This window comes from Streptococcus sp. ST16 (assembly GCF_046098135.1).
Classification (GTDB): Bacteria; Bacillota; Bacilli; order Lactobacillales; family Streptococcaceae; genus Streptococcus.
Genome location: NZ_JBJUSE010000006.1, coordinates 56,729 through 71,017, shown reverse-complemented (window position 1 = coordinate 71,017; position 14,289 = coordinate 56,729). Strand labels below are relative to the sequence as shown.

At 38.4% G+C, this 14,289-nt stretch carries 13 protein-coding genes and 1 pseudogene; 12 read left to right on the top strand and 2 right to left on the bottom strand.

The features are described from left to right. Nucleotides 1-30: 30 nt before the first annotated feature. The 12 genes and pseudogenes from ACIY14_RS05540 (at nucleotide 31) to ACIY14_RS05485 (ending at nucleotide 12,267) form a co-directional block, all read left to right on the top strand. Nucleotides 31-1,506 carry a PTS galactitol transporter subunit IIC gene (locus ACIY14_RS05540; RefSeq protein ID WP_000382524.1) on the top strand — a complete coding sequence of 492 codons (1,476 nt, stop codon included), beginning with the start codon at nucleotides 31-33 and terminating at the stop codon, nucleotides 1,504-1,506. Nucleotides 1,507-1,608: 102 nt separating this feature from the next. Further along, nucleotides 1,609-2,505, top strand: a complete 897-nt coding sequence (locus ACIY14_RS05535) for an aldose 1-epimerase family protein (RefSeq protein ID WP_409001842.1) — start codon at nucleotides 1,609-1,611, stop codon at nucleotides 2,503-2,505. Between the two features lie 280 nt (nucleotides 2,506-2,785). After that, a complete protein-coding gene (lacA, locus tag ACIY14_RS05530; protein WP_000029276.1) occupies nucleotides 2,786-3,211 on the top strand; it encodes a galactose-6-phosphate isomerase subunit LacA in 426 nt (141 codons plus the stop codon). A 30-nt stretch (nucleotides 3,212-3,241) separates the two neighbouring features. Further along, nucleotides 3,242-3,757: a galactose-6-phosphate isomerase subunit LacB gene (lacB, locus tag ACIY14_RS05525; protein ID WP_001216921.1), complete on the top strand. Its 516-nt coding sequence runs from the start codon at nucleotides 3,242-3,244 to the stop codon at nucleotides 3,755-3,757. Nucleotides 3,758-3,767: 10 nt separating this feature from the next. Continuing rightward, nucleotides 3,768-4,697: a tagatose-6-phosphate kinase gene (locus tag ACIY14_RS05520; RefSeq protein ID WP_409001841.1), complete on the top strand. Its 930-nt coding sequence runs from the start codon at nucleotides 3,768-3,770 to the stop codon at nucleotides 4,695-4,697. A 1-nt stretch (nucleotide 4,698) separates the two neighbouring features. Next, nucleotides 4,699-5,679, top strand: coding sequence for a tagatose-bisphosphate aldolase (gene lacD / locus ACIY14_RS05515; RefSeq protein ID WP_409001840.1), 981 nt, complete (start codon nucleotides 4,699-4,701; stop codon nucleotides 5,677-5,679). Nucleotides 5,680-5,911: 232 nt separating this feature from the next. Further along, nucleotides 5,912-6,748, top strand: coding sequence for a PRD domain-containing protein (locus ACIY14_RS05510; RefSeq protein WP_409001839.1), 837 nt, complete (start codon nucleotides 5,912-5,914; stop codon nucleotides 6,746-6,748). Nucleotides 6,749-6,758: 10 nt separating this feature from the next. Continuing rightward, on the top strand, nucleotides 6,759-8,159 hold the full coding sequence (lacG, locus tag ACIY14_RS05505) for a 6-phospho-beta-galactosidase (protein ID WP_409001838.1): 1,401 nt from the start codon (nucleotides 6,759-6,761) through the stop codon (nucleotides 8,157-8,159). Between the two features lie 12 nt (nucleotides 8,160-8,171). Continuing rightward, the gene (locus ACIY14_RS05500) at nucleotides 8,172-8,483 is read left to right on the top strand and encodes a PTS lactose/cellobiose transporter subunit IIA (protein WP_000739188.1); all 312 of its coding nucleotides are present in this window, start codon (nucleotides 8,172-8,174) and stop codon (nucleotides 8,481-8,483) included. A gap of 79 nt (nucleotides 8,484-8,562) precedes the next feature. After that, nucleotides 8,563-9,543, top strand: a pseudogene (locus tag ACIY14_RS05495) (PTS transporter subunit EIIC); the annotation flags it as partial. Nucleotides 9,544-9,648: 105 nt separating this feature from the next. Further along, nucleotides 9,649-10,221, top strand: a complete 573-nt coding sequence (locus ACIY14_RS05490; RefSeq protein ID WP_409001860.1) for a lactose/cellobiose PTS transporter subunit IIB — start codon at nucleotides 9,649-9,651, stop codon at nucleotides 10,219-10,221. A 15-nt stretch (nucleotides 10,222-10,236) separates the two neighbouring features. Next, complete coding sequence (locus ACIY14_RS05485) at nucleotides 10,237-12,267, top strand: arabinogalactan endo-beta-1,4-galactanase (RefSeq protein ID WP_409001837.1); 2,031 nt, start codon at nucleotides 10,237-10,239, stop codon at nucleotides 12,265-12,267. Nucleotides 12,268-12,333: 66 nt separating this feature from the next. Here the strand turns inward: ACIY14_RS05485 and ACIY14_RS05480 are convergent, their stop codons facing one another. Together ACIY14_RS05480 and nrdF are read right to left on the bottom strand one after the other, a co-directional pair. Further along, nucleotides 12,334-13,101, bottom strand: coding sequence for a DeoR/GlpR family DNA-binding transcription regulator (locus ACIY14_RS05480; RefSeq protein WP_409001836.1), 768 nt, complete (start codon nucleotides 13,099-13,101; stop codon nucleotides 12,334-12,336). Nucleotides 13,102-13,240: 139 nt separating this feature from the next. Continuing rightward, nucleotides 13,241-14,203 carry a class 1b ribonucleoside-diphosphate reductase subunit beta gene (gene nrdF, locus ACIY14_RS05475; RefSeq protein ID WP_000451378.1) on the bottom strand — a complete coding sequence of 321 codons (963 nt, stop codon included), beginning with the start codon at nucleotides 14,201-14,203 and terminating at the stop codon, nucleotides 13,241-13,243. Nucleotides 14,204-14,289 lie beyond the last annotated feature (86 nt).

The window sequence follows — 14,289 nt, the reverse complement described above, 5'->3', positions numbered from 1 at the left end:
ATATAACTTAGAAAAACGGGAGGAACTATTATGGATGTCATTATCAATCTGGCCAACGATATCTTCAAACCTATCTTGGCTATGGGTGGCCCTATCATCATGCTGATCATTTTGACAGTATTGGCCCTACTTTTTGGAGTGAAATTCTCCAAAGCGCTTGAAGGTGGTATCAAACTTGCCATCGCCCTTACTGGTATCGGTGCTATTATTGGTATGCTCAACGGAGCTTTCTCAGCATCACTTGCGAAATTCGTTGAAAACACTGGTATTCAATTGAACATCACTGACGTTGGTTGGGCACCACTTGCTACCATCACTTGGGGATCTGCCTGGACACTTTACTTCTTGCTTGTGATGTTGATTGTCAACGTTGTGATGCTTGCAATGAAGAAAACAGACACACTTGACGTTGATATCTTCGATATCTGGCACTTGTCAATCACTGGTCTTTTGATTAAATGGTACGCAGACAACAATGGAGTTAGCCAAGGGGTTTCACTTTTCATCGCAACTGCAGCAGTTGTCCTTGTAGGTATTTTGAAAATCATCAACTCTGACTTGATGAAACCAACATTCGACGACCTTCTTAATGCACCAAGTTCATCTCCAATGACTTCAACTCACATGAACTACATGATGAACCCAGTTATCATGGTTTTGGATAAAATTTTTGATAAAGTATTGCCTGGCCTTGATAAATACGACTTTGACGCTGCAAAATTGAACAAAAAAATCGGTTTCTGGGGATCTAAATTCTTCATCGGTTTCATTCTTGGTATCGTTATCGGTTTGATGGGAACTCCACATCCAGTTGCTGGAGTAGAAGAAGCAGCATCTTGGGAACTTGTTATTAAAGGTTGGTTGAGCCTTGGTTTGACTGCCGGTGTCTGCTTGGAGCTCTTCTCACTTATCGGATCATGGTTCATCGCAGCCGTAGAACCACTTTCACAAGGTATTACAAACGTTGCTACTAAACGTCTTCAAGGACGTAAATTCAACATCGGTCTTGACTGGCCTTTCATCGCTGGTCGTGCTGAAATCTGGGCTTGTGCCAACGTACTTGCTCCAATCATGCTAGTAGAAGCTGTACTTCTTTCTAAAGTCGGAAATGGTATCTTGCCACTTGCAGGTATCATCGCAATGGGTGTAACTCCAGCTCTCTTGGTTGTTACTCGTGGTAAATTGCTCCGTATGATCATCTTCGGAACTCTCTTGTTGCCACTCTTCCTTCTTTCAGGTACACTTATTGCACCATTTGCAACTGAACTTGCTAAAGGTGTGGGTGCCTTCCCAGAAGGTGTGAGTCAAACTCAATTGATTACTCACTCAACTCTTGAAGGACCAATCGAAAAACTTCTTGGTTGGGCAATTGGTAATGCCACAACAGGTGATATTAAAGCAATCCTTGGCGCAGTAGTCTTCCTTGTATTCTATGTAGGTATCTTTGCTTGGTATAGAAAACAAATGATTAAACGTAATGAAGAATACGCAGCAAATGCTAAATAATTCGCTCCTATAAAATGTAAATTGTGAAAACTAGGTTGTCAGTTTCCTAATGGGGAGTGACAGCCTAGTTTTTTATAAACTATCAAGAAATCGGAGAAAATAATGGTAATTGAAATAAAATCAGAGCAATTGACGGTCCAATTTAAAACTTTTGGTGGTGCCTTGTCGTCTATTAAGGATCGGGATGGCGTTGAGTACTTGTGGCAAGGAGATGCCACCTATTGGAGTGGGCAAGCTCCAGTACTTTTTCCAATCTGTGGCTCTTTAAGAGAGGATACAGCCTTCTACAGTCACGGAGATGGAACGGAGACGAAAGGAACTATTCCTCGACATGGTTTGGTTCGCAAAAAAGAATTTGAATTAGTTGATCAAACTGAAAACAGTGTAACCTTCGCTATCGAAGATGATGAGAATACTTATCAAAACTATCCTTATCATTTTCGACTTGAAATCACTTATAGGGTTACTGGCAAGACCGTTCGTACCCAATACAAAGTCTTTAATAAAGAAACTAGCAAAGTTATGCCATACTTTATCGGAGGCCATCCGGGGTTTAATTGCCCTCTTCTAGATGGCGAAACTTATGAAGACTACTATTTAGAGTTTGAAAAAGAAGAGACTTGCTCTGTTCCACGTCCTTTCCCAGAAACAGGCATGTTGGATTTTCAAGATAGAAGTCCATGGTTAGAGGGGCAAAAAGAAATAGATCTTAGTTATGATCTTTTCAGCACAGATGCAGTTACCTTAGATGAGTTGCAATCTAGAACAATTTCCCTTCGTTCTCGTAAACATGATAAGGGATTGAAAGTGCACTTTGCAGAGTTTCCAAACCTCATTATCTGGTCAACTTTGAATAAGGGCCCTTTCATTGCCTTTGAACCATGGTCTGGCTTGTCAACATCCCTTGAAGAAGGAGATCATCTAGAAGATAAGAAGAATGTTCGTCTCCTAGAACCTGGTCAAGTGGATCAAATTGGTTTTGATATTGAAATCTTTTAGATTAAAAAATAAAACACAAAAACAAACATTAACTGTTGACTTTTTATGGAAATAGGAGTATATTATGTTTGTGAACAACAAATGGTGTTTGTAACAAACAAATAATCGCTTGTTATATTTTCTTTCGAGAAGAAAGTTTGTTTCTAGGAACTTGATTTCCTGGACTTGGATAAGGTGATATTCATCTCATTCAATCAAATTTGTCACTAAACTGCTAGAAAGTCTTTTATAGGTTATAAAAGTCTTTACTAGCCTAGAAAAGTAAAAAGGAGTAAACAATATGTCTATTGTTATCGGTGCAGATGCTGCAGGTTTGAGATTGAAAGAAGTTGTGAAAGACTTCTTGGAAAAAGAAAACTTCCACGTTGTGGATGTTACAGCTGAAGGTCAAGACTTTGTTGATGTGACTCTTGCTGTTGCTGCAGAAGTAAACAAAGAAGAACAAAATCTTGGTATCGTGATTGATGCTTATGGAGCTGGTCCATTTATGGTTGCAACTAAAATCAAAGGAATGGTTGCTGCAGAAGTTTCAGATGAACGTTCAGCTTATATGACTCGTGGACACAACAACTCACGTATGATCACTATGGGTGCAGAAATCGTTGGTGATGAATTGGCTAAAAATATTGCTAAAGGTTTTGTTAACGGTAAATACGACGGTGGTCGTCACCAAATTCGTGTTGATATGTTGAACAAAATGTGCTAATTAGATTACAGTAAGAAAGGTAAGTTAAAAATGAGAATTGCAATTGGATGTGACCACATCGTAACAGATGAAAAAATGGCGGTTTCAGAATTTTTGAAATCAAAAGGATATGAAGTTATCGACTTTGGTACCTATGACCACACACGTACTCACTACCCAATCTTTGGTAAAAAAGTTGGTGAAGCTGTAACTAGCGGTCAAGCTGATCTTGGGGTATGTATCTGTGGTACTGGTGTTGGTATCAACAACGCTGTAAATAAAGTTCCAGGAGTTCGTTCTGCCTTGGTTCGTGATATGACAACAGCTCTTTATGCAAAAGAACAATTGAATGCCAACGTTATTGGTTTTGGTGGTAAAATCACTGGTGAATTGCTCATGTGCGACATCATTGAAGCTTTCATCAATGCTGAATACAAACCATCAGAAGAAAACAAAAAATTGATTGCGAAAATTGAGCACGTTGAAACTCACAATGCTCATCAAGCAGATGCAAACTTCTTTACAGAATTCCTTGAAAAATGGGATCGCGGTGAATACCACGACTAAGAGGTGACGCATGATTTTAACAGTCACAATGAATCCATCCATTGATATTTCTTATCCTTTGGATGAATTAAAAATTGACACTGTCAACCGTGTGGTGGACGTGACCAAGACAGCTGGTGGTAAAGGTCTCAATGTTACACGAGTTCTTTCAGAATTTGGTGATTCTGTTGCTGCTACTGGTTTGGTCGGTGGTAAACTTGGTGAGTTTTTAGTAGAGCATATTGACGATAAAGTAACGAAACGTTTCTTCTCCATTCAAGGAGAGACTCGTAACTGTATCGCTATTCTACACGGTGAAAACCAAACAGAAATCCTTGAAAAAGGTCCCGAAGTTCTTGAACAAGAAGGGCAAGATTTCTTGGCTCATTTTGAAAATCTCCTTGACACTGTGGAAGTAGTTGCTATCTCTGGTAGTCTGCCAGCAGGTCTTCCAGTTGATTACTATGCGAGCTTAGTAGAACTTGCTAATAAAGCAGAGAAACCAGTTGTTCTGGATTGCTCAGGTGCTGCCCTTCAGGCGGTCCTTGAATCACCACACAAACCAACAGTAATCAAACCAAATAACGAAGAATTGTCTCAGCTTCTTGGAAAAGAAGTTTCTGAGGATTTGGATGAATTAAAAGAAGTTCTTCAAGAGCCTTTATTTGCAGGGATTGAGTGGATTATCGTTTCACTTGGTGCAAATGGTGCTTTTGCAAAACATGGTGATACTTTCTACAAGGTAGATATTCCGAGAATTCAAGTAGTCAACCCTGTTGGATCTGGAGACTCTACTGTGGCAGGAATTTCTTCAGGTCTTCTTCATAAGGAATCTGATCAAGAACTCCTCATCAAGGCAAATGTCCTTGGTATGCTCAATGCTCAAGAAAAGATGACAGGTCATGTCAATATGGCCAACTATCAAGCTCTATATGATCAATTAACAGTAAAAGAGGTATAAAATGGCTTTAACAGAACAAAAACGTGCACGCTTAGAAAAACTTTCAGATGAAAATGGAATCATTTCAGCTCTTGCCTTTGACCAACGTGGTGCTTTGAAACGCCTCATGGCTCAATACCAAACAGAAGAGCCAACAGTGGCTCAAATGGAAGAACTCAAAGTCTTGGTTGCAGATGAATTGACAAAATATGCATCATCTATGCTCCTTGACCCTGAGTATGGACTTCCAGCTACAAAAGCGCTTGATTCCAATGCTGGTCTTCTCCTTGCTTATGAGAAAACTGGTTACGACACAACTAGCACCAAACGCTTGCCTGACTGCTTGGATGTTTGGTCTGCAAAACGCATTAAAGAACAAGGTGCGGATGCAGTCAAATTCTTGCTTTACTATGACGTGGACAGCGCTGACGAACTCAACCAACAAAAACAAGCCTACATCGAACGCATCGGTTCAGAGTGTGTGGCAGAAGACATTCCATTCTTCCTCGAAATCCTCGCTTACGATGAAAAAATCGCTGATGCTGGTTCTGCTGAATACGCAAAAGTGAAACCACACAAGGTTATTGGTGCTATGAAGGTCTTCTCAGACCCACGCTTTAACATCGATGTCTTGAAAGTAGAAGTTCCAGTCAATGTTAAATACGTTGAAGGCTTTGGTGATGGTGAAATCGTTCATACACGTGAAGAAGCAGCAGCCTTCTTCAAAGCTCAAGATGAAGCAACTAACTTACCATACATCTACTTGAGTGCGGGCGTATCGGCTAAACTCTTCCAAGAAACCCTTGTGTTTGCCCACGAATCAGGCGCAAACTTCAACGGAGTTCTTTGCGGCCGTGCAACTTGGGCTGGATCAGTTGAAGCCTACATCAAAGACGGTGAAGCAGCAGCCCGTGAATGGTTGCGTACAACTGGATTTGAAAACATTGACGAACTCAACAAAGTTCTTCAAACAACAGCGACTTCATGGAAAGAACGCGTGTAAGATTTTAATTAGACTGTTTGATCATTTTCGTCTAAAAATAGAATTTTTTTGATTGAAAGTGTTTACAATCTTTTATCTTAGTGGTATAATTAAACCATAAATTAATAGTAGTGAGTGTTACTAAGTAATATTAGGCATGATCACAGATGAATTAGAAAATAGTAGATTTTCTAATCTCATTTGTGGTCATTTTTTGTACTCATATATCTTTAAGATACAAAAGGAGGTTGCCATGTATCGAATTCTAAATCCAATGAATCACAATGTCTCGCTTGTCAGAAATGACAAGGGAGAAGAAGTGATTGTGATTGGTAAAGGGATTACATTTGGAAAGAAGAAGGGGGATTTAATTTCTGAAAACCAAGTAGAGAAGATCTTTCGGATGAAGACAGAAGAGTCCAGAGAAAACTTTCAGACTCTCTTAAGAGATATTCCACTGGATATACTAACGATAGGCTATAGTACGATTGATGAAGTCGTCGAAAAGTATCACTTTCCAATTCAAGAATATCTCTACGTTACTTTGACTGACCACCTATACTCCGTCTATAAAAAATTATTAAGTGGTTCGTATCAAAAAAATCATCTTCCTGATATTTCAAATGAGTATGTCACAGAATTTTCAATGGCTCGAGATACAATTAAAATTTTAAATAGGAAATTATCGATTGTGTTTCCTGAAGATGAAATTGCTAGGATTGCCTTGCATTATATCAATGCAAAGGGTGAGTATGAATTGTCAGAAGAGCTAACTGAGAATGTTGCAAAGAGAGTTTTAAGCATAGTTGAAAATGAACTATCAAAATTTCATATTGAAAGAAATACTGAGAATAGTAATTTATACGATCGCTTGATGATTCATTTGTCCTATCTAGTAAACCGTCTTCAGAATGATAAACAAGATATGACTCCGTTAATACCATTGGAAGAGCATGTTAAGTTGGATTATCCTAAGGCCTATCAGATTGGACAGAGAATTCACCAGGTGATTGAAAGAGAACTAAACATTGATTTATCGAGAAGTGAGCGTGTATATCTCGTTTTACATATTCAACGCTTGTTAAAATAAGGAGAAAAACATGTACAAATTACCAGAAGATTTTATTTTTGGTGGGGCTACAGCCGCCTATCAAGTTGAAGGAGCAACACAAGAAGGAGGAAAGGGTCCGGTGGCCTGGGATGAATTTTTGTCAGAACAGGGCCGCTTTAGTCCGGATCCCGCTAGTGATTTTTATCATCAGTATCCAAAGGATATTGAACTTTGTGAAAAGTTTGGTGTCAATGGACTTCGCTTGTCTATAGCCTGGAGTCGTATCTTTCCAAATGGTACTGGTGAAGTGAATCAGGAAGGTGTGGACTATTATCATAGAGTATTTGCAGAATGTAAAAAAAGACAGATTACAGCTTTTGTAACCCTCCATCACTTTGATACTCCGAAAGTATTATTTGATAATGGCGATTTTCTAAATAGGGATACAATTGAAGCATTTGTAAATTATGCAAAATTTTGCTTCGAAGAATTTACAGAAGTTCTACATTGGAGTACCTTCAATGAAATCTATCCAGTAGCAACAAATCAATACCTTCTCGGTATTTTTCCACCAGGAATTAAATATGATCTTTCAAAAGTAATTCAATGCCTGCACAATATGATGTATGCACATGCCAGAGTAGTTAACTTGTTTAAAGATGGTGGCTATCAAGGAGAAATTGGAGTAGTACATTCTCTTGAAACGAAATATCCTGCGAGTGATAGTGAGGAAGACAAACATGCAGCATTTCTAGATGATGCTCTTTCAATTCGTTTTTTGCTGGATGCTACATACTTTGGCTATTACTCAAAAGAGACTCTCGATGCACTGGAAGAAATCTGTCAAGCAAATCAGGCAACATATGAATTCTTAGATAGTGATTTTGAAGAAATGAAAAAGGCAAGTCATCGGAATGATTATCTAGGAATTAATCATTATCAATGCCACTTTGTGAAGGCTTATACAGGTGAAAATGCTATTCACCATAATGGTACTGGTGATAAAGGAACCTCTGTTTATAAAGTAAAAGGAATTGGAGAACGTATATACAAAGAGGGAATTCCAAGAACCGACTGGGATTGGATTATTTATCCAGAAGGGTTATATGATTTATTGCTTCGAATCAAATCGGACTATCCTCATTATAATAAGATTTTCATCACTGAAAATGGTATGGGGTATAAAGATCAATTTGATGACGGAATCATCATGGATCAACCTCGGATTGAATACCTTAAAGTTTATCTACAAGCAATTTCAAAAGCAATTAGCGCAGGTGTTAATGTTAAAGGTTACTTCTTATGGTCGTTGATGGATCTGTTTTCTTGGTCAAATGGATACAATAAACGTTATGGTCTGTTTTATGTCGATTTTGAAACACAGAAACGGTATCCTAAGGCATCGGCTTATTGGTACAAGCACACCAGTACGACTAAAATTGTAGAATAGAGGAACTGAAACATGAAAAAAAATGAATTACAAATGCTTGGATTTGAAATTGTTGCATACTCGGGTGACGCTCGCAGTACGCTGTTGCAATTATTAAAAGAAGCAAGGTCTGGAAACTTTGACAATGTAGAGCGTGCTATGCGTGATGCTGACGAGAATTTAGCGAAAGCCCATAATGCTCAGACAAAACTATTAGCAGAAGAAGCTGCTGGTGAGGATTTGGATATTGGTTTTATCTTTATCCACGGTCAGGATCACCTGATGACAACCTTGTTGCTTCGTGATTTAATTCAGGATTTTATAGAACTTTATAAAAATCATTAATTTAAAAGAAAGGATATAACCAATGCTTAGTAGAATTTTCCTCCCTTTCTACTAGGCATTGATTGTAGGGAGTTTTATCATGAATAAACTCATTCAACAAATTGAAAAAGGAAAACCCTTTTTCGAGAAGGTCTCACGTAACATTTATCTAGGCGCTATCCGTGATGGTTTCCTAGCAGCTATGCCAGCGATATTATTTTCAAGTATTTTTATCTTGATTGCTTCCATACCGGATGTTCTTGGTGTTAAATTGCCCGAAGACGTTTCAGCTTGGCTTTGGAAAATATATAACTATTCAATGGGAGTAGTTGCTCTTCTAGTTTCTGCTACAACCGCACGTTGTTTAGCTGAATCTGTCAATAGAAAAATGCCTGCAAACAAAAAGATTAATGCAGTATCCGTGATGCTAGCTTCTATCGTTAGTTTTCTCCTATTAAGTGTTGATCAAATAGACAAGGGTCTTGCTAGTGGTTACATGGGTACAAAGGGAATTCTAGCAGCATTCGTAGCAGCTTTTATCACAGTAAATATGTATAAATTCTGTGTTTTGAAAGATATTACGATTAAGATGCCTAAAGAAGTGCCAGGGACTATATCCCAAACCTTCCGAGATATCTTCCCATTCTCATTTGCAGTTTTTGCAGCAGTCATTATTGATACACTTATCCGCCATTTCTTTGGACATTCATTTGCGGAAGCAGTAATCAGTTTAATGCAACCGCTATTCAGCGCCGCTGATGGTTATCTAGGAATTGCCATTATCTGGGGTGCGATGGCTCTCTTCTGGTTTGTAGGTGTACACGGACCATCTATTGTAGAACCAGCGATTGTGGCAGTTATCTATGCAAATGTTGAAACAAACCTTCAATTGGTTAAAGCAGGAGAACAGGCTTCAAATGTTTTAACAGTTGGTTTGGGTAATTTCGTTGGTACTATGGGTGGTACAGGTGCAACCTTAGTTGTTCCCTTCCTATTCCTCCTTTTTGCAAAATCAAAACAATTAAAAGCTGTAGGTAAGGCTTCCTTTATTCCAGTAAGTTTTGCAGTTAATGAACCTTTACTTTTTGCCACACCAATTATTTTAAATCCATATTTCTTTGTACCATTTCTATTTGCACCAATTGCAAATGTTTGGATCTTCAAGTTCTTTGTAGATGTCTTAAAAATGAATAGCTTTATGTACGTTCTACCTTGGGCTACACCTGCTCCAATTGGATTAATCCTCGGTACTGGTGTAAGCGTTCTCGCAATCATCTTAGTATTTGTCTTAATTTTTGTAGATAGTATTATCTATCTTCCATTTATCAAGGCTTATGATGCCTCACTTCTTGAAGAAGAAAAACAAAAAACAAGCGAAGAAAGAACAGAACAGTCTAATCCTGAAACAGTATCAAACGAAGAAGCTGTTACCAAATTAGGGAATCAATCCATCAATGTATTGGTCCTTTGTGCTGGAGCAGGTACAAGTGCTATGCTTGCGAATGCAATCACTGAAGGAGCCAAGGAAACTGGCGCCACTATTTCAGCAGCAGCTGGCGCTTATGGATCTCATTATGAAATCATGAAGAACTTTGATATGATTATACTGGCTCCACAGGTAAATTCATTCTATGAAGATATCAAGAAAGACACAGATGCCCTCGGTATAAAACTTGCTGCTACAAAAGGTGCTGAATACATAAAATTAACACGTGATCCTAAAGGAGCCATTTCATTTGTGCTATCCTATTTCGATTAATGTTTAGGCGATGATATGAGATATAATTCTAAATTGGTCAATTTCATCTCGATCACTTTTCTGTTAGCATTCCTTTTTATCTTACCAGTTAAAAGTGTCTTTGCAGATGATGATTTTTATGTCGAAAAGGTTGAAAACTTACCCAGCGATTTTATCAAAGGAGCTGATATTTCAACATTAATAGCTCAGGAGGAGAGTGGTGTTCACTATTATGATGAGAATGGTAACGAGAAAGATTTAATCACTATTCTAGCAGAAAATGGCGTAAATTATGTTCGTGTTCGAATATGGAATAACCCATATGATGACAAAGGTCATGGGTACGGTGCTGGTAATAGTGACCTTTCTAAGGCGATTGCAATTGGGAAAAGAGCTACTGCTGCAGGGATGAGAGTTCTGGTGGATTTTCACTATTCAGATTTCTGGGCAGATCCGGGTCGTCAGGTCTCTCCAAAAGCTTGGGCCAATATGACGATTGATGAAAAATCTAAAGCTTTATATCAATTTACAAAAGAAAGTTTGAATACACTGCGTGCTTCGGGTGTTGATGTTGGTATGGTTCAAGTTGGTAATGAAACAACTAGCAGTGGCATGGCAGGAGAAGCAGGTGACGAACGTTATCAGTTATTTAAAGCGGGTACGCAGGCTGTCAGGGATGTAGACAAATCCATACTGATAACCTTACACTTCACCAATCCAGAAAAGAAATCAACGATCTTGTATTATGCAGAAAAGCTAAAAGAGAATCAGATTGATTATGATGTTTTTGCAACGAGTTACTATTCATTTTGGCATGGAAGTCTTGAAAACTTAAATTCAGTTTTGACAGAGATCAGAGAAAAATATGGAAAACAAACTTTAATAGCAGAAACAAGTTATGCTTACACATTGGAAGATGGTGATGGTCAGAAGAATGTGATAAAATCTGAGCAACAAACGAAGAATGGAGGGTATCCTCCAACAGTGCAAGGCCAAGCCGATAATTTGCGTGATGTGATTGCTACAAGTCAATCTGCAGGTGCTTTAGGAGTGTTCTATTGGGAACCTGCTTGGATACCGGTCGGTAAAGCTGATAGAAATTCGAACCTACCTATTTGGGAGCAATATGGTTCTGGCTGGGCTTCATCATATGCAATCTCTTATGATCCTAACGTTGATGAATCAAATTATGGAGGATCTGAATGGGATAATCAAGCATTATTTGATTTTAATGGGAGAGCCCTTCAATCATTAAAGGTATTTAAATTTGTCAACACAGGCTATGGCACAGTACCTGAGAAAAAGGATAATCAAAATAGAGAAAGAGAAGATGAAGACACCACAAATTTACTTCAAAACGGAAGTTTCGAAGAAGAGAACTTAGAAGCCTATAAAATCAATCAAAGCTATGTTGAGCGTCAGAATGATACCCCTAAGACGGGTCAATATGCCCTTCATTTTTGGTCAGATAAGAGTATTGATTATCAAGTAGAGCAAGCAGTTACTCTTGAACCAGGAACCTATCGTTTCTCAATTCAAATGCAAGGGGATAAAACAGGTAGTAGTGAAAGAATCTTCTCTTATGTGAGGTTTAATGATACAACTTCAGAAGGGAATCAACTACACTTGGAAGGTTATGCTATTTGGAAAGAAAGCGTTGTTGTGCTTAAACTTACTGAAAAGACTCGGGTAAATGTTGGTTTATCGGTTACAGCGGATGCGGGAGCTTGGGGAACAACTGACGATTGGAAATTGAAAAAAATCGATGTAACTGAAAATTCCCAAAACCCATCGAAACAGACTCAAACTGATGATAGTCATGAAGAGAAGCTAGAACCACCATTATCTCCATCAGAAGATCCGAAGTCTAAAACAGAACCATCAACTTCCTCCCAAGAAGTGACTACTAACCAGTCGGTTCGAAAAGATGATGGTAGTAGAACCCAGAATGATAAACGTAAAAATCTTCCCGAAACGGGAATGAGAGATCAAAAGATATTGTTCATATTGGGATTTGGAGGTATCGTATTAGCTATAGGAACAAATTTGTATCACAGGAAAAAATAGTTGAGATTTCAACTTATCGATTAAATCTTAATATAAAATTTCCCCACCAAGAGGCAGGGGAATTTTTTATGATTTTGATACAAGAATGGTTGTTTGTTTGGACAGATCTTCAAATGTCTCCTGACTCAGTTTGGAATCTGAAACAATGGTATCAATCTCTGAGATATTGTAGAAAGTGTAAAAATCAAACTTATTAAACTTACTATGGTCTGCCAGTAAGTATTTTTTATTGGCATTATTCAAGGCGATTCGTTGTACCTCGCCCTCTTCTTCACTGAAAGTAGCGATTGCCTTATCCTTGATACCATTACAGCTTACAAAAGCTTTAGAAAACTGAAGGTTTGTCAAATCCTGCAAGGTAAGTGTCCCTACAAAAGCACCAGTGATAGAGCGATAATTTCCGCCAATCAAGATCAAATCTGTTAATTTTCGTTCGTTTAGGATGAGAAAAACAGGGAGACTGTTTGTTACAACACGAATGTTATCGATCGGGAGCTCACGAGCAAAACATTCTAAGGTTGTTCCTGGTCCGATAAAAATGGTTTCACCTTCGTCAATCAAATGACCGGCAAAACGGCTAATTTCTTGTTTTTCAGCAATCTGCAAGCCTTGTTTTTCGACGTTTGAGCGTTCGTTGTTTAATAGAGAACCCGTACGAAGTTTTTCAGCACCACCATGCACACGAACCAGCAAATCCTTATCTGCCAATTCTTGTAAGTAGCGGCGAGCTGTCATGTCTGACACATCAAGACTCTCCATAATCTCTTTTACAGTAATAGTGCCTTTTGTATTTACTGCTTCTAGAATACTATCTAGTTTTTCTTGCTTTAGCATCCTTATCACCTCGATTTCTACTATTATTATCTTACCATAAAACACTCAATCAATCAAATAGAAAAAAACAAAATAAAACAAAAACAAAAATACCATGGTTGTTTTAAACAAACCATGATATTTTGAATGATTGGTCAAATTAGTCTAAACCATAGTTGTAATCCTCATCTTGCATAGCTTCAACTTCACCAAGGAGGTAACCATTTCCGACTTGAGAGAAGAAATCGTGGTTAGAAGTTCCTGTTGAAATACCGTTCATGACGATAGGATTGACATCATCAGCTGAATCTGGGAAGAGGGGATCTTGTCCTAGGTTCATAAGGGCCTTATTGGCATTGTAGCGAAGGAAGGTTTTAACTTCCTCAGTCCAGCCAACACCGTCATAAAGGCTTTCTGTATAGCCCTCTTCGTTCTCGTAGAGAGTGTAGAGCAGGTCGTACATCCATTCTTTGAGTTTTTCTTGCTCTTCTTCAGGCAATTCATTGAAACCAAGTTGGAATTTGTAACCAATGTAAGTTCCATGAACAGACTCATCACGGATGATCAGTTTGATGATTTCCGCAACGTTGGCCAGTTTGTTGTTACCGAGATAGTAAAGTGGTGTAAAGAAACCAGAGTAGAAGAGGAAGGTTTCAAGGAAAACGCTGGCAACTTTCTTTTCTAGTGGGCTACCATTGAGATAGATTTCGTTGATAATTTCTGCTTTTCTTTGTAGGTAAGGGTTGGTGTTGGTCCATTCAAAGATTTCTTCAATTTCAGCCTTGGTATTCAAGGTTGAAAAGATAGAAGAGTAAGATTTTGCGTGGACAGATTCCATAAATTGGATGTTGTTGAAAACAGCTTCCTCATGCGGTGTACGGATGTCTGAACGAAGCGCCTGAACTCCTGTTTCAGATTGCATGGTATCCAAAAGGGTCAAACCACCAAAGACTTTTCCTACCAAGTCTTTTTCTTTGTTTGATAGTTTTCTCCAGTCGTCTAGGTCATTTGACAAGGGGATACGCGTATCGAGCCAGAATTGCTCCGTCAGCTTTTCCCAAGTTGATTTGTCGATGACATCTTCGATGGCATTCCAGTTAATGGCTTTGTAGTAAGTTTCCATTTGAAATCTCTTTCTGTATGTAATAATGCGATTGTCGAATCATCTCTATTTTATCATAGTCTGAGAAGAGTATCGCACAAAAAGTC

Coding starts and splice junctions, on each gene's coding strand:
- lacG (WP_409001838.1), top strand. CDS start 6,759: ATGTACAAATTACCAGAAGATTTTATTTTTGGTGGGGCTACAGCCGCC.
- ACIY14_RS05510 (WP_409001839.1), top strand. CDS start 5,912: ATGTATCGAATTCTAAATCCAATGAATCACAATGTCTCGCTTGTCAGA.
- lacD (WP_409001840.1), top strand. CDS start 4,699: ATGGCTTTAACAGAACAAAAACGTGCACGCTTAGAAAAACTTTCAGAT.
- ACIY14_RS05540 (WP_000382524.1), top strand. CDS start 31: ATGGATGTCATTATCAATCTGGCCAACGATATCTTCAAACCTATCTTG.
- ACIY14_RS05535 (WP_409001842.1), top strand. CDS start 1,609: ATGGTAATTGAAATAAAATCAGAGCAATTGACGGTCCAATTTAAAACT.
- ACIY14_RS05500 (WP_000739188.1), top strand. CDS start 8,172: ATGAAAAAAAATGAATTACAAATGCTTGGATTTGAAATTGTTGCATAC.
- ACIY14_RS05490 (WP_409001860.1), top strand. CDS start 9,649: ATGAATAGCTTTATGTACGTTCTACCTTGGGCTACACCTGCTCCAATT.
- ACIY14_RS05480 (WP_409001836.1), bottom strand. CDS start 13,101: ATGCTAAAGCAAGAAAAACTAGATAGTATTCTAGAAGCAGTAAATACA.
- lacA (WP_000029276.1), top strand. CDS start 2,786: ATGTCTATTGTTATCGGTGCAGATGCTGCAGGTTTGAGATTGAAAGAA.
- ACIY14_RS05520 (WP_409001841.1), top strand. CDS start 3,768: ATGATTTTAACAGTCACAATGAATCCATCCATTGATATTTCTTATCCT.
- ACIY14_RS05485 (WP_409001837.1), top strand. CDS start 10,237: ATGAGATATAATTCTAAATTGGTCAATTTCATCTCGATCACTTTTCTG.
- nrdF (WP_000451378.1), bottom strand. CDS start 14,203: ATGGAAACTTACTACAAAGCCATTAACTGGAATGCCATCGAAGATGTC.
- lacB (WP_001216921.1), top strand. CDS start 3,242: ATGAGAATTGCAATTGGATGTGACCACATCGTAACAGATGAAAAAATG.